The sequence below is a fragment of the Actinoplanes sp. SE50/110 genome (genome assembly GCF_900119315.1).
In the GTDB taxonomy this organism is placed as follows: domain Bacteria; phylum Actinomycetota; class Actinomycetes; order Mycobacteriales; family Micromonosporaceae; genus Actinoplanes.
On record NZ_LT827010.1, the window covers coordinates 7,104,508 to 7,119,178 of the forward strand.

Annotated in this window: 13 protein-coding genes; all 13 read right to left on the reverse strand. The window is 70.5% G+C overall.

Annotation, left to right across the window (positions count from 1 at the left end; genetic code table 11):
• Positions 1-269 precede the first annotated feature (269 nt).
• Entirely contained in the window at positions 270-1,460 is a 1,191-nt protein-coding gene (metK, locus tag ACSP50_RS31790) for a methionine adenosyltransferase (RefSeq protein ID WP_014693414.1), read from the reverse strand.
• Positions 1,461-1,502: 42 nt separating this feature from the next.
• Positions 1,503-2,714 (reverse strand): bifunctional phosphopantothenoylcysteine decarboxylase/phosphopantothenate--cysteine ligase CoaBC, encoded by a 1,212-nt coding sequence (gene coaBC / locus ACSP50_RS31795; protein ID WP_014693415.1) that lies wholly within the window; start codon positions 2,712-2,714, stop codon positions 1,503-1,505.
• 70 nt (positions 2,715-2,784) lie between these two features.
• A complete protein-coding gene (gene rpoZ / locus ACSP50_RS31800) occupies positions 2,785-3,045 on the reverse strand; it encodes a DNA-directed RNA polymerase subunit omega (RefSeq protein ID WP_014693416.1) in 261 nt (86 codons plus the stop codon).
• A gap of 13 nt (positions 3,046-3,058) precedes the next feature.
• Positions 3,059-3,646, reverse strand: a complete 588-nt coding sequence (gmk, locus tag ACSP50_RS31805; protein WP_014693417.1) for a guanylate kinase — start codon at positions 3,644-3,646, stop codon at positions 3,059-3,061.
• A gap of 32 nt (positions 3,647-3,678) precedes the next feature.
• Positions 3,679-3,996, reverse strand: coding sequence for an integration host factor, actinobacterial type (gene mihF / locus ACSP50_RS31810; protein WP_014693418.1), 318 nt, complete (start codon positions 3,994-3,996; stop codon positions 3,679-3,681).
• A 174-nt stretch (positions 3,997-4,170) separates the two neighbouring features.
• Positions 4,171-5,001 (reverse strand): orotidine-5'-phosphate decarboxylase, encoded by an 831-nt coding sequence (gene pyrF, locus ACSP50_RS31815; protein ID WP_014693419.1) that lies wholly within the window; start codon positions 4,999-5,001, stop codon positions 4,171-4,173.
• A complete protein-coding gene (locus tag ACSP50_RS31820; protein WP_014693420.1) occupies positions 5,002-6,276 on the reverse strand; it encodes an adenosylmethionine--8-amino-7-oxononanoate transaminase in 1,275 nt (424 codons plus the stop codon).
• Positions 6,273-7,301: a quinone-dependent dihydroorotate dehydrogenase gene (locus ACSP50_RS31825; protein WP_014693421.1), complete on the reverse strand. Its 1,029-nt coding sequence runs from the start codon at positions 7,299-7,301 to the stop codon at positions 6,273-6,275. The genes ACSP50_RS31820 and ACSP50_RS31825 overlap by 4 nt, the downstream gene beginning before the upstream one ends.
• Positions 7,298-10,615, reverse strand: a complete 3,318-nt coding sequence (gene carB / locus ACSP50_RS31830; protein ID WP_014693422.1) for a carbamoyl-phosphate synthase large subunit — start codon at positions 10,613-10,615, stop codon at positions 7,298-7,300. Before carB ends, ACSP50_RS31825 begins: the two co-directional genes overlap by 4 nt.
• Before the next feature lie 6 nt (positions 10,616-10,621).
• Positions 10,622-11,728 carry a glutamine-hydrolyzing carbamoyl-phosphate synthase small subunit gene (gene carA / locus ACSP50_RS31835; RefSeq protein WP_014693423.1) on the reverse strand — a complete coding sequence of 369 codons (1,107 nt, stop codon included), beginning with the start codon at positions 11,726-11,728 and terminating at the stop codon, positions 10,622-10,624.
• Positions 11,725-12,996, reverse strand: coding sequence for a dihydroorotase (locus ACSP50_RS31840; RefSeq protein WP_043512574.1), 1,272 nt, complete (start codon positions 12,994-12,996; stop codon positions 11,725-11,727). Before ACSP50_RS31840 ends, carA begins: the two co-directional genes overlap by 4 nt.
• A complete protein-coding gene (locus ACSP50_RS31845; RefSeq protein WP_014693425.1) occupies positions 12,993-13,913 on the reverse strand; it encodes an aspartate carbamoyltransferase catalytic subunit in 921 nt (306 codons plus the stop codon). The genes ACSP50_RS31840 and ACSP50_RS31845 overlap by 4 nt, the downstream gene beginning before the upstream one ends.
• Complete coding sequence (gene pyrR / locus ACSP50_RS31850) at positions 13,910-14,494, reverse strand: bifunctional pyr operon transcriptional regulator/uracil phosphoribosyltransferase PyrR (RefSeq protein ID WP_369793882.1); 585 nt, start codon at positions 14,492-14,494, stop codon at positions 13,910-13,912. The genes ACSP50_RS31845 and pyrR overlap by 4 nt, the downstream gene beginning before the upstream one ends.
• Positions 14,495-14,671 lie beyond the last annotated feature (177 nt).

A 14,671-nucleotide genomic window follows, 5' to 3' on the forward strand; every position in this document is an offset into this window, starting at 1 on the left:
CGATCAGCGCTGCGGCCGCCCGGGCACTGCGGGCGCGGTGGTCGCCGGCGGCGTGCGCTTCTGTCGCGGTTGCGGGCGCCGGTTGCGGTTTGCGCTCGTCCCGGTCGATTGCGGGGGTACGTCATGAGCACCCCGTCCGCTCCCGTGCCGGAAAAGACATCGCGCCAGAAGGTGGTGAAGGGTGCGAAACCGAGGCGGCTCGGGAAGCGGCAAAGGGAAAGCCGGCACCCCACGCGGGGAGCGCCGGCTTTCCGGTGCGCTTCAGGTGGTCAGGACGCGGCGTTCTTCAGGTCCTGGGCGCGGTCGGTGCTCTCCCACTTGAGGTCGGGCAGCTCCCGCCCGAAGTGACCGTAGGCGGCCGTCTGCTGGTAGATCGGGCGCAGCAGGTCCAGGTCGCGGATGATCGCGGCCGGGCGCAGGTCGAAGACCTCGTTGATGGCCTTCTCGATCCGCTCGACCGGCACGTTCTCGGTGCCGAAGGTCTCGACGAACAGGCTGACCGGCTGAGCCTTGCCGATGGCGTACGCCACCTGGGTCTCGCAGCGCTCGGCGAGGCCGGCGGCGACCACGTTCTTGGCGACCCAGCGCATCGCGTACGCCGCGGAGCGGTCGACCTTGGACGGGTCCTTGCCGGAGAAGGCGCCGCCACCGTGGCGGGCGTAGCCACCGTACGTGTCCACGATGATCTTGCGGCCGGTCAGGCCGGCGTCGCCCATCGGGCCGCCGATCTCGAAGCGGCCGGTCGGGTTGACCAGCAGGCGGTAGCCGTCGGTGTCGAGGCCGAGGCCCTCCAGCTCCGGGTTGATCACGTGCTCGCGGACGTCCGGGGTGAGCAGGGAGTCCAGCGAGATGTCCGCGGCGTGCTGCGAGGAGACGACCACGGTGTCGAGGCGGACCGGGCGCAGCCCGTCGTACTCGATGGTGACCTGGGTCTTGCCGTCCGGGCGCAGGTACGGAATCAGGCCGTCCTTGCGGGCGACCGAGAGCCGGCGGGCCAGGCGGTGGGCCAGGGCGATCGGCAGCGGCATCAGCTCGGGGGTCTCCGAGCAGGCGAAGCCGAACATCATGCCCTGGTCGCCGGCGCCCTGCTGGTCGAGGACGTGCTCGGAGTCACCCTCGCGCAGCTCGATGGCGCTGTCGACGCCCTGGGCGATGTCCGGGGACTGCGAGCCGATGGAGACGCTCACGCCGCAGGACGCGCCGTCGAAGCCCTTCTTCGACGAGTCGTAACCGATCCGCAGGATGGTGTCGCGCACGATGCTGGGGATGTCGGCGTAGGCCTGGGTGGTGACCTCGCCCGCTACGTGCACCTGGCCGGTGGTGATCAGGGTCTCGACCGCGACACGGCTGCGCGGGTCCTGCGCGAGCAGGGCGTCGAGAATCCCGTCGCTGATCTGGTCAGCGATCTTGTCCGGGTGGCCTTCCGTGACCGACTCGGAAGTGAACAGGCGGCGTGCCACGGTGCTCCTCAGTTGTCGAATACAGGTAACGCGGAAGTGTAGTCAGAGCGGCCGACCGCCGCCGACCTGGGCATCCAGGCGGTCCACGACGTGGTCGAAAATCCTATTCGCCACATCGTCTTTGGAGAGCTCGTCGAGTGCCTCGGTGAAACCGTCCGTGCCCAGCACAGTGACCGTGTTGCGGTCCTGGCCGAAGACCCGGTCGACGCCGACTTCGTTGACCACGATGAGGTCTGCCCGCTTTCGGATCATTTTCGCCCGGGCGTGTTCGAGGGCGTCGTGCGTCTCGGCCGCGAACGCCACCAACAACTGCCCGGGCCGCTTGGCCGCGCCCAGCTCGGCCGCGATGTCCGGGTTCGTCACCAGGGCGATCGGGGCCGGGAGGCCGTCGTCGGTCTTCTTGATCTTCTGGTCGGCCACGGTGGCCGGGCGGAAATCGGCCGGGGCGGCGGCCATCACCACGACGTCCGCCGAGCCGGCCGCCTCGACGGTGGCCCGGCGCAACTCCTCGGTGGTGCCCACCCTCACCAGATCGGCACCGGCCGGGTCGGGCAGCGTCACGTTGGCCGCGATCAATGTCACTTTCGCGCCGCGGGCCAGGGCGGCACGGGCCAGCGCGTACCCCTGCTTGCCGGAGGACCGGTTGCCCAGGAAGCGCACCGGGTCGAGCGGCTCGCGGGTGCCGCCGGCGGTGACCACCACGTGGCGGCCCGCCAGGTCGGGACGGCCGCGGAGGGCGGACACCGCGTACTCGAAGATGGCCGAAGGCTCCGGAAGCCGGCCTTTGCCGGTGTCCCGGCCGGTGAGCCGGCCCACCGCCGGCTCGATGACCAGCGCGCCGCGCGAGCGCAGCGTGGCGACGTTGGCCCGGGTGGCCGGATTGTCCCACATCTCGGTGTGCATGGCGGGGGCGTAGACGACCGGGCAGGTGGCCGTGAGCAGGGTGTTGGTGAGCAGGTCGTCAGCGATCCCGTGGGCCGCCTTGGCCAGGATGTCGGCGGTGGCCGGGGCGACCACGACGAGCTCGGCGGCCCGGCCGATCCGCACGTGCGGGACCTCGTGGGCGTCGTCCCACACCTGCGTGGCGACCGGGCGGCCGGAGAGCGCGGCCCAGGTGGGCGCGCCGACGAACTGCAGCGCCGCGGCGGTGGGCACCACCCGCACGCCGTGACCCGACTCGGTGAACAGGCGCAGCAGCTCACACGCCTTGTACGCGGCGATGCCGCCGCACACCCCCAGAACGACCTCGGTCACCGGGCCCCACCTCGGATAGCAGGCGATCCCGCGCCCAGAGCTGGGACACGGGATCGCATGAGACGCAAGATTAGTGGTCGGTCGGCTCGGCGGTGAGGAGACCGGCGTTGATCTCCCGCATCGCGATGGAGAGCGGCTTCTCCTGCGGAGTGGTCTCGACCAGCGGACCGACGTACTCGAGCAGACCCTCGCCCAGCTGGCTGTAGTAGGCGTTGACCTGGCGGGCGCGCTTGGCCGCGAAGATCACCAGCGAGTACTTCGACGAGGTCTTGTCCAGCAACTCGTCGATCGGCGGGTTGGTGATGCCCTCGGGGTTGGCGACAGTTCCCACTGTGGTGAAGTCCTTAATGCTCGTGGGCTAGATATAACGAACCGAGCAAGCCTACCAGCTCGTCGGCGGCCCGTTCGACGAAGTCGTTCACCACGGTGACGTCGAACTCGGACTCGGCGGCGAGCTCCTCGTCGGCGTGCGCCAGTCGGCGCTTGATCGTCTCCGGATCGTCGGTGCCCCGGCCGATCAGCCGGCGCTGGAGCTCGTCGACGCTCGGTGGGGCCAGGAAGACCAGCTGGGCCGCCGGCATGGCGGCCCGCACCTGGCGGGCGCCCTGCAGGTCGATCTTCAACAGGACGGGCCGGCCCTGCTGGAGCCAGCCCTCGACCTGCGCGCGGGGGGTGCCGTAGAGGTTCCCCGCAAATTCTGCCCACTCCAGCAGCTGTCCGCCGTCGATCAGCCGCTGGAACTCGGACCGGGTCACGAAGTGATAGTGCTCGCCGTCGGTCTCGTAGTCGCGTTTCTTGCGTGTCGTGACCGACACCGACAACCGGATCCAAGGCGAGCGCGCCCGGATCAGCTCGATCACACTGTCCTTGCCGACCCCGGAGGGGCCGGAAAGAACGGTGAGGCGGGCTGCCGGGCGCGCGTCGTCATCCATGCTCACGGCTCATTCCTACACGAGCCGATGAGTCAGTTCGCAGCGAACTCCCCCAGGAGGGCCTTGCGCTGCTGGTCGCCGAGACCCCGGAGCCGGCGGCTCTCGGCGATCTTCAGCTTCTCCATGATCTGGGTCGCGCGGATCTTGCCGATGCCCGGCAGCGCCTGCAGCACGGCCGAGACCTTCAGCTTGCCGACGACCTCATCGGCCTCCGCGCGGTCGAGCACGGCGGCGAGGGTGGTCTTGCCGGACTTGAGCTGTTCCTTCAGCTCGGCCCGAGCCTTGCGAACTTCCGCGGCCTTTTCCAGCGCGGCAGCGCGCTGCTCGGGGCTCAGTGACGGGAGCGGCACCAGTTCTCCTCAGGTCCCTATCGCGGCGGTAGTTCCATACCGGCGCATCTGTGAAACGTGGTGTGCCAGGGAACCAAAGGGGCATGTGGTTCCCGGCGCCGGGAAAACTAGCGGTCATCGGCGCGTTCGGCAACGTCGGGGTACCCCGGCCCGCACCGCGCTACGCAGGTGTAATCACCCGAGCGCGGCGCGGCAGTCGTCCAGAACACGGTCGGTGGCGGCCCGCAGACCGGCGATCTCCGGGCCCGCGGAGAGAACTTCGCGTGAGTACGACGGCAACACGTTGTGCAGGCTTTCGCCGAAGACACGACGCAGGTCGGCGGGCGTCGCGCCCTGCGCTCCGAGGCCCGGCGCGAGCAGCGGCCCGTTCACGCCGGCCAGGTCGTGCCCGGTGTCGCCGATCGTCGCGCCGACCACCAGGCCGAAACTTCCGAGAGGGCTCACACCCGCGTTGAGCTGGGAAATCTCGTCGATCACGGTTTGCGCGACAGTGCTCCCACCTGGCGCGACGGCGTGCTGGACGGAAGCGCCCTCCGGGTTGGAGGTCAGCGCCAGAACGAAAATTCCGGCGCCGGTGGCGGTCGCGAGATCGAATGCCGGGCGCAGCGAGCCGACCCCGAGATAGGGACTCACAGTAATCGCGTCAGAGCGGAGAGTACTCGCTGGATCCAGGTACGCGGCGGCGTACGCGGCCATCGTCGAGCCGATGTCGCCGCGCTTCACATCGAGCAGGACAAGAGCGCCGGCCTCCCGGGACTGTCGGATAGTTGACTCAAGAATCGCGATGCCGCGTGACCCAAATCTCTCAAAAAAGGCCGACTGCGGCTTCAGCACCGCCACCCGATCGGCCAGCGCGTCGACCACCGTACGGGCGAAACGTTCCAGGCCGGCGACATCGTCGGAGAGCCCCCAGCGGGCGAGCAGAGCGGCATGCGGATCGATGCCGACACACAGTGGGCCGCGCTCGGCGACCGCGGCGTGGAGGCGTTCCCCGAAGGTTTCCATCTAGCGTGTACCCCTCTGCTCGTGAGAAAGCGCCGCCGCGGTGATGCCCGCGGTGATCCGGGCGACGTCGGCCTCGTCGGCGACGTACGGCGGCATCGTGTAGATCAGGTCCCGGAACGGGCGCAGCCAGACCCCCTGGGCCACCGCGGCCGCCGTCGCCCGCGGCACGTCGACCTCGTGGTCCAGCTGGACCACGCCGATCGCGCCGAGCACCCGGACGTCGGCCACCCCGGGCGCGTCCCGCAACGGCTCCAGACCCTCGGTAAGACCGGTTTCGATCACGCGTACGCGGTCCGCCCACCCGCCGTCGCGAAGCAGCCCCAGCGAGGCGTTCGCCACCGCGCAGGCCAGCGGATTGCCCATGAAGGTCGGCCCGTGCATCAGCGCGCCGCCCGGCCCCGCCGAGATCGCCTCGGCCACCGCGGTGGTGCACAGCGTCGCGCCGAGCGTCAGGTATCCCCCGGTGAGCGCCTTGCCCAGGCACATGATGTCCGGGCTCACGCCGGCGTGCCCGGCCGCGAAGAACTGCCCGGTGCGGCCGAACCCGGTGGCGATCTCGTCGAAGATCAGCAGGACGCCGTGCTCGGCGGTGGCCTCGCGCAGGACGCGCAGATACTCCGGATGGTGGAAGCGCATCCCGCCGGCGCCCTGCACCACCGGTTCGACGATCACGGCGGCCAGATCGGTGGCGTACGCCGCAATCATGTCCCGCAGGGAATCGGCATAGGCCTGGTCGAAATCGGCGGGCGGCGCGGCGGCGAAGATCTGCGCCGGCAGCACCCCGGTCCACAGCGAGTGCATCCCGCCGTCCGGATCGCACACGCTCATCGGGTGGAACGTGTCGCCGTGATACCCGCCGCGCCAGGTGGCGAGCCGGCGGCGGCCAGTGGCCTGGATCGCCATCTTGATCGCCACCTCGACCCCGACCGAGCCGGAGTCGCAGAGGAAGACGTGCTCCAGGCCGGGCGGGGTGAGCTCGACCAGCGTACGGGCCAGCGTGATGGCCGGCTCGTGGGTGAGCCCGCCGAACATCACGTGGCTCATCCGCCCGGCCTGCTCGGCGAGCGCCGCGTCCAGCACCGGGTGGCGATACCCGTGGACCGCCGCCCACCAGGAGGACATCCCGTCGACGAGCTCGCGCCCGTCGGCCAGTCGCAGCCGGACCCCGGCCGCGCTCTCCACCAGATACGGATCGCTGCGGCCGGGCATCGGCCCGTACGGGTGCCACACGTGCGCCCGGTCGAGCGCCAGCAGCTCGCGCTCGACGGGGCTCATCGCGGCGTCGTCGCGCGGGCCGGGCGGGCACCCTGAGCGACCGCCTTGACCAGATCCGGGCCCTTGTAGATGAACCCGGAGTAGAGCTGCACCAGCGTCGCCCCGGCATCCAGCATCCGGGAGGCGTCGTCGGCCGACAGGATCCCGCCGACCCCGACGATCGGCAGCCGGCCGCCGGTCTCCTCGTGCACGAAGCGGACCACCTCGCGGGCCCGCTCGGTCAGCGGCCGGCCGGACAGCCCGCCGGCCTCGGCGGCCAGGTGCCGATCGCCCGGGGCCAGGCCGTCGCGGGCCAGGGTGGTGTTGGTGGCGATCAGGCCGGCCGCACCGTGCTCCAGGCAGACCTCGAGAAGCTCGGCGATGGCCGGCTCGGTCAGATCCGGGGCGATCTTGACGAGCACCGGGACCGGACCGCTGAGCGCTTTCAGGATCTCCTTGATCGCGTCGCGATCCTGGAGGCTGCGCAGGCCCGGCGTGTTCGGCGAGGAGACGTTCACCGCGATGTAGTCGGCGTACGGGTGCAGCAGCCGGTACGACTCCCGGTAGTCCTCGACCGCCTCGTCCAGTGGGGTGACCTTGGACTTGCCCAGCGAGACGCCGAGCGGCACACCGATCGGCCCGAGCTCCTCCAGCCGCGCGGCCAGGGCGGCCGCGCCGGCGTTGTTGAAGCCCATCCGGTTGATGATCGCCTCGCTCTCCCGCAGGCGGAACAGGCGCGGCCGGTCGTTGCCCGGCTGCGGCTTGGCGGTGACCGTGCCCACCTCGACGAAACCGAAGCCGAGGGCCGGCCAGGCCGGCAGGGCCAGGCCGTTCTTGTCCATCCCGGCGGCCAGGCCGACCCGGTTCGGGAACCGCACGCCGAACGCCTCCACCGGGGCGGAGAAGGCGTACCGGCGGCGCATCACCTCACGGGCGGCCGGCGGCATCGAGGCGAGCCGGTGCAGCGTCCACTCGTGCGCGGTCTCGGCGTCGCCGCCGCCCAGCCGGAACAGCACCGGCCGGACGGCGTTGCGGAACAGATTCATGAGAGGTCGCTCCGGAGCAGCCGGTGCAGGTCCTGCAGCGGCCGCACGCTCATGTCGCCGCGCATCAGGGCCTCGATGCCCATCACCGCGGCGGCCGCCCCCGGCACCGTGGTCACGCACGGGATGTCGGCGGTGACCGCGGCGCTGCGGATCTCGTACCCGTCCTGGCGGGCGCTCGCGCCGGAGCCCTGCGGGGTGTTGATGATCAGGGCGATCTCACCGGCCAGGATCAGCTCGACGGCGTTCGTGCCCGGGCTCTCGTAGTGCTTCGGGACGATCTCGCAGTCGATGCCGTACCGGGAGAGCACCTCACCGGTGCCGGCCGTGGTGACGATGCCGAAGCCGAGGTCGGCGAGCCGCTTGACCGGGAAGATCATCGACCGCTTGTCCCGGTTCGCCACCGAGACGAAGATCTTGCCACTGGTCGGCAGCGACCCGTACGCCGCGGCCTGCGACTTGGCGAACGCCTGGCCGAACCCGGCGTCGATGCCCATCACCTCACCGGTCGACTTCATCTCCGGGCTGAGCAGGCTGTCCACGTTGTTGCCGGCGAGCGTGCGGAACCGCTTGAAGGGCAGCACCGCCTCCTTGATCGCGATCGGCGCGCCGGCCGGCACCGAGCCGCCGTCGCGGTCGGGCACCAGCATGCCCTCGGCGCGCAGCTCGGCGATGGTGGCGCCGAGCATGACCCGGGCGGCCGCCTTGGCCAGCTGCACGCCGGTCGCCTTGGAGACGAACGGCACGGTGCGCGACGCCCGCGGGTTCGCCTCCAGGACGTAGAGCTGCTCGTCCTTGAGGGCGTACTGGACGTTCATCAGGCCGCGCACGCCGATCCCGCGGGCCAGCGCCTCGGTGTAGCGGCGCACCTCGGCCAGGTGCGAGGCGGCCAGGGTGATCGGCGGCAGCGAGCAGGCCGAGTCGCCGGAGTGGATGCCGGCCTCCTCGATGTGTTCCATCACGCCACCCAGGTAGACCTCGCCGGTGGCGTCGCAGAGCGCGTCCACGTCGATCTCCACGGCGTCGTCCAGGAACCGGTCGACCAGCACCGGGTGGTCCGGGGAGATCTCGGTGGCCCGCTCGATGTAGCCCTTCAGCGTGGGCTCGTCGTAGACGATCTCCATGCCCCGGCCGCCCAGCACGTACGACGGGCGCACCAGCACCGGGTAGCCGATCGTGTCGGCGATCGCCTTGGCCTCCTCGAACGAGGTGGCGGTGCCGTGCTCGGGCGAGCGCAGCCCGTTCTCGGCGAGCAGCGTGCCGAACAGGCCGCGGTCCTCGGCCAGATCGATCGACTCGGGCGAGGTGCCGACGATCGGGATGCCGGCCGCCTTGAGCCGGTTCGCCAGGCCGAGCGGGGTCTGGCCACCCAGCTGGACGATCACGCCGATCACACCGGGGCCGCCGGCCGCCTTGCCGGAGGAGTCCTCGGCGTGGAACACCTCGAGGACGTCCTCGAAGGTGAGCGGCTCGAAGTAGAGCCGGTCGGCGGTGTCGTAGTCGGTGGAGACCGTCTCCGGGTTGCAGTTGACCATGACGGTTTCGAAATCGACCCCGCGCAGCGCCTGTACGGCGTGCACGCACGAGTAGTCGAACTCGATACCCTGCCCGATCCGGTTCGGCCCGGAGCCCAGGATGATCACCTTGGGCCGGTCACTCGGCGCGACCTCGGTCTCCTCGTCGTACGACGAGTAGTGGTACGGCGTGTTGGCGGCGAACTCGGCCGCGCAGGTGTCCACCGTCTTGTAGACCGGGCGCAGCCCCAGCCGGTGCCGCAGCGCGCGGACCCCGTCCTCGCCGGCCAGCTCCGGGCGCAGCGCGGCGAGCTGCCGGTCGGACAGGCCGGACCGCTTGGCCTTGCGCAGCAGTTCCTCGTCGAGGACCGGGGCGGCCAGGATCTCGGCGCGCAGGTCGACCAGCGCCTTGATCTCGTCGAGGAACCACGGGTCGATCCGGCCGCTGGCCGCGTGCACCTGCTCGACGGTCGCGCCCAGCCGGAAGGCGTGCTCGACGGTGTAGAGCCGGCCGTCGTGCGGCGTCTTCAGCGCCTCCAGAACCTCCTGCAGATCGTCGGTCTTGTCAGCGTAGGTCCAGAACCCCGCCTGCGACGTCTCCATCGAGCGCATCGCCTTGTTCAGTGCCTCGGCGAAGTTGCGGCCCAGGCTCATCGCCTCGCCCACCGACTTCATCGTGGTGGTGAGCTCCTTGTCCGCGCCCGGGAACTTCTCGAACGCGAACCGCGGGATCTTGACGACCACGTAGTCCAGGGCCGGCTCGAAGGCGGCCGGGGTCTGCAGCGTGATGTCGTTCGGGATCTCGTCCAGGGTGTAGCCGATGGCCAGCTTCGCGGCGATCTTCGCGATCGGGAAGCCGGTCGCCTTGGAGGCCAGCGCCGAGGAGCGGGACACCCGCGGGTTCATCTCGATCACGATCATCCGGCCGTCGTCCGGGTTGATCGCGAACTGGATGTTGCAGCCGCCGGTGTCGACGCCGACCTCGCGGAGCACCGCGATGCCCAGGTCGCGCAGCTTCTGGTACTCCCGGTCGGTGAGGGTCAGGGCCGGCGCCACGGTGACGCTGTCGCCGGTGTGCACGCCCATCGGGTCGACGTTCTCGATCGAACACACGACCACGACGTTGTCGTGCCGGTCGCGCATCAGTTCGAGCTCGTACTCCTTCCAGCCGAGCACGCTCTCCTCGATCAGCACCTCGTGCACCGGGGAGGCGGCCAGGCCGGCGCCGGCGATCATCTCCAGGTCGGCGTCGCTGTGCGCCATGCCCGAGCCGAGGCCGCCCATGGTGAACGACGGGCGGATGACCACCGGCAGGCCGATCTCGGCGACCGTGGCGCGCACCTCGTCCATCGAGTGGCAGACCCGCGAGCGCGGGGTCTCGCCGCCGGCCTTGGCGACGATGTCCTTGAACAGCTGCCGGTCCTCACCCTTGCGGATGGCCTCGACGTTGGCGCCGATCAGCTCGACGCCGTACTTGTCCAGCACGCCGCTCTCGTGCAGGGCGATCGCGGTGTTCAGCGCGGTCTGCCCGCCCAGCGTCGGCAGGATCGCGTCCGGGCGCTCCTTGGCGATGACCAGCTCGACGAACTCGGGGGTGATCGGCTCGACGTAGGTGGCGTCGGCGAACTCCGGGTCGGTCATGATCGTGGCCGGGTTCGAGTTGACCAGCGAGACGCGCAGCCCCTCGGCGCGCAGCACCCGGCACGCCTGGGTGCCGGAGTAGTCGAACTCGCAGGCCTGGCCGATGACGATCGGACCGGAGCCGATCACCATCACATGCTTGAGATCTTCACGCTTCGGCATCAGTGGTCAGCCCTTCTTCTCGACGAGCTCGACGAACCGATCAAACAGGTAGTCGGCGTCATGCGGGCCGGCGGCGGCCTCGGGGTGGTACTGGACGGTGAACGCGGGCACGTCGATGCCGCGCAGCCCTTCGACCACGTTGTCGTTGAGGCAGACGTGCGAGACCTCGACCCGGCCGAAGTCGGTGGTGAGCACCTCGTCGAGCGGAGCGTCGACCGCGAAGCCGTGGTTGTGGCTGGTCACCTCCACCTTGCCGGTGGTCCGGTCGAGCACCGGCTGGTTGATGCCGCGGTGGCCGTAGCCGAGCTTGTAGGTGCCGAAGCCGAGCGCCCGGCCGAGGATCTGGCTGCCGAAGCAGATGCCGAACAGCGGCACCTCGCGGTTCATCACCTCCCGGGCGAGCGCGACCGGGCCGTCGGCGGTGGCCGGGTCGCCCGGGCCGGGCGAGAAGAACACCGCGTCGGGGCTGACCGCCAGCAGATCCTCGATCGAGGAGTTCGCCGGGAAGATGTGCGTGGTCACGCCGCGGGCGGCCAGCCGGCGGGAGACGTTGCGCTTGATCCCCAGGTCCAGCGCGGCGACCGTGTACCGGTGCTCGCCCTCGGCCGGCACGGTGTAGCGCTCGCCGGTGGTGACCTGGGCGGACAGGTCGGCGCCGAGCATCTGCGGCTGGGCCTTGACCCGTTCCCGCAGGGCTTGGACGTCCAGGTCGAGCGAGGAGATGCCCACCCGCATCGCGCCGCGCTCGCGCAGGTGGCGGGTCAGGGCGCGGGTGTCGATGCCGCTGATCCCGACCACGCCCTCGGCGGCCAGGCGCTCGCCCAGGTCGCCGGTCGCGCGCCAGTTGGACGGGCGGCGGGCCGGGTCGCGGACCACGTATCCGGCGACCCAGATCCGGTCCGACTCGTCGTCCTCGTCGTTGACGCCGGTGTTGCCGATCTGCGGCGCGGTCTGCACCACGACCTGCCGGTGGAACGACGGGTCGGTCAGCACCTCCTGGTAACCGGTCATCCCGGTGGTGAAGACCGCCTCGCCGAAGGTCTCCCCCACAGCGCCGTATGCGGTGCCGGTGAAAGACCGGCCATCTTCCAGTACGAGGATTGCCTTGGTCACTTGACTGCCTTCCCGTCGAGAACGGTTGCCTCGCCCCGCAGGAAGGTCGCCACGATGCGGCCCGGCAGGGTCATTCCCGCGTACGGGGTGTTCCGGCTGCGGCTCGCCAGAGCGCCCGGGTCCACGACCCAGCGCGCCGACGGGTCCACCAGCGTCAGGTTCGCCGGTGTGCCCGGTTCGGTCAGGTCGCCGCCGTGCCCGCTCAGCCCGGCGATCCGGGCCGGGGCGACCGACATCCGGTCGGCGATCAGGTCCCACTGCTCGCCGAACACGCTCAGCAGGATCGGCAGGGCGGTCTCCAGGCCGAGCATGCCCGGCCGGGCGTACGACCACTCACATTCCTTGTCCTGCACGGCGTGCGGGGCGTGGTCGGTGGCCACCACGTCGATCACGCCGTCCAGCAGCGCCTGGCGCAGGGCGGTGACGTCCTTCGCCGTACGCAGCGGTGGGTTGACCTTGAAGACCGGGTCGTAGCCCGCCGCGAGCTCGTCGGTGAGCAGCAGGTGGTGCGGGGTGACCTCGGCGGTCACCCGGACGCCGCGGGCCTTGGCCTGGCGCAGCACCTCGACCGAGCCGGCCGTCGAGACGTGGCAGACGTGCAGGCGGCTGCCGACGTGCTCGGTCAGCAGCACGTCCCGGGCGATGATCGCCTCCTCGGCGACCGCCGGCCAGCCGGTCAGGCCGAGCCGGGTGCTGACCTCGCCCTCGTGCATCTGGGCGCCCTCGGTGAGCCGGTGTTCCTCGGCGTGCTGGGCGATCACGCCGTCGAACGCCTTCACGTACTCCAGGGCGCGGCGCATCAGCTTCGGGTCGGCGACGCAGAAGCCGTCGTCGGAGAAGATCCGCACGGTGGCCGCCGAGGTGGCCATCGCGCCGAGCTCGGCCAGCTGCTTGCCGGCCAGGCCGACGGTGACCGCACCGATCGGCTGGACGTCGACCAGGCCGGCCTCCCGGCCCAGGCGCCAGACCTGCTCGACGACGCCGGCGGTGTCGGCGACCGGGGACGTGTTGGCCATCGCGCAGACCGCGGTGTAGCCGCCGAGGGCGGCGGCGCGGGAGCCGGTCTCCACCGTCTCGGCGTCCTCGCGGCCGGGTTCGCGCAGGTGGGTGTGCACGTCGACGAGACCGGGCAGGGCGACGAGACCGGCCGCCTCGACGACCACCGGGTCCGCTTCTGCGGTGCGTTCCGCGATGACGCCGTTGTCGATGAAGAGATCCGTCGGCGCGGCGCCGAGAATCGAGACGCCCTTGAGCAGGTACGCCATCACTTGCCTCCCAGGAGCAGGTAGAGGACGGCCATCCGGACGCTGACGCCGTTGGCGACCTGTTCGACGATGGTGGATCGGGGCGAGTCGGCCACCTCGGGCGCGATCTCCATCCCGCGGTTCATCGGGCCGGGGTGCATCACGATCGCGTGCTCCGGCAGTTTGCGCATCCGGGTCATGTCCAGTCCGTAGCGGCGGCTGTACTCCCGGGCGGACGGGAAATACGAGTCCTGCATCCGCTCGGTCTGCACGCGCAGCATCATCACCACGTCACTGTCCGGCAGGACGCTGTCCAGGTCGTACGAGACTCGGGTCTCCTTGGACAAGGCAGGGGCGATGTCGACCGGGATCAAGGTCGGCGGGCCGACCAGGGTGACTCTTGCGCCCAGCGTGGTCAGCAGCAGCACGTTGGAGCGGGCCACCCGGCTGTGCAGCACGTCGCCGACGATCGCCACGTTCAGCCCGTCGAGGCGGCCCAGGCGCGAGCGCATCGTGTACGCGTCGAGCAGCGCCTGGGTCGGGTGCTCGTGGGTGCCGTCGCCGGCGTTGACCACCGAGCCCTCCACCCAGTTCGCCAGCCGGTGCGGGGCGCCGCTGGCCGCGTGCCGGATCACCACGGCGTCGGCACCCATCGCCTGCAGGGTCAGCGCGGTGTCCTTGAGGCTCTCGCCCTTGGAGACGCTGGATCCCTTCGCCGAAAAGTTGATCACGTCGGCGGAGAGGCGCTTGGCGGCCGCCTCGAACGAGATCCGGGTCCGGGTGGAGTCCTCGTAGAAGAGGTTCACCACGGTGCGGCCGCGCAGCGCGGGCAGCTTCTTGACCTCACGGCCGGAGAGCGCGGCCATCTCGGCGGCGGTGTCCAGGATCAGGGTGGCGGTCGCGGCGTCCAGGTCCGCGGCCGAACGCAGATGTTTGATCACTGCAGCCCTCCGATCAGGCGTACCTCATCGGCGTCGTCGACCTCGGTGAGAGCGACCTTGACGCTCTCGCTCAACGCCGTGGGGATGTTCTTGCCGACGTAGTCGGCGCGGATCGGCAACTGCCGGTGACCGCGGTCGACCAGCACCGCGAGCTGCACCGAGCTGGGCCGGCCGAGGTCCTTGAGGGCGTCCAGGGCGGCGCGCACCGAGCGGCCGGAGAACAGCACGTCGTCGACCAGGATCACCCGCAGGCCGTCGATGCCGCCGGGCGGCAGCTCGGTGCGGCCCAGTGCGCGCGTCGCCTTGAGGCGCAGGTCGTCGCGGTAGAGCGTGATGTCCAGCGAGCCGACCGGGACCTCGACGCCCTCGAAGGCGTGGATCCGGGCGGCCAGGCGGTGCGCGAGCGGGACGCCGCGGGTGGGGATGCCGAGAAGCACGGTGCCGGTGGCGCCGGACGTCTTCTCCAGGATCTGGTGCGCGATCCGGTCGACGACCCGGGACAGGTCGGACCCGGCTAAAATGATCTTGCTGGGCGCGTCTGCGCGTGGCTGTGCCACGGCGGACCTCCTTCCCCGCCTCACGGGACGGGTCGTTAAAGGATGTCTGGCTGACGCTACGTTACCAGTGGCGCAGGCTTTGATCATGGTGACCTGCCTGACCCGGCGCGCAAAACGGACAAATTGAGCAAGTAGGGATACCGCCGGTGACTTTGGTTGCGGCCCGCACGACTCATCGGTAACCAACACTTGACCGGCGCT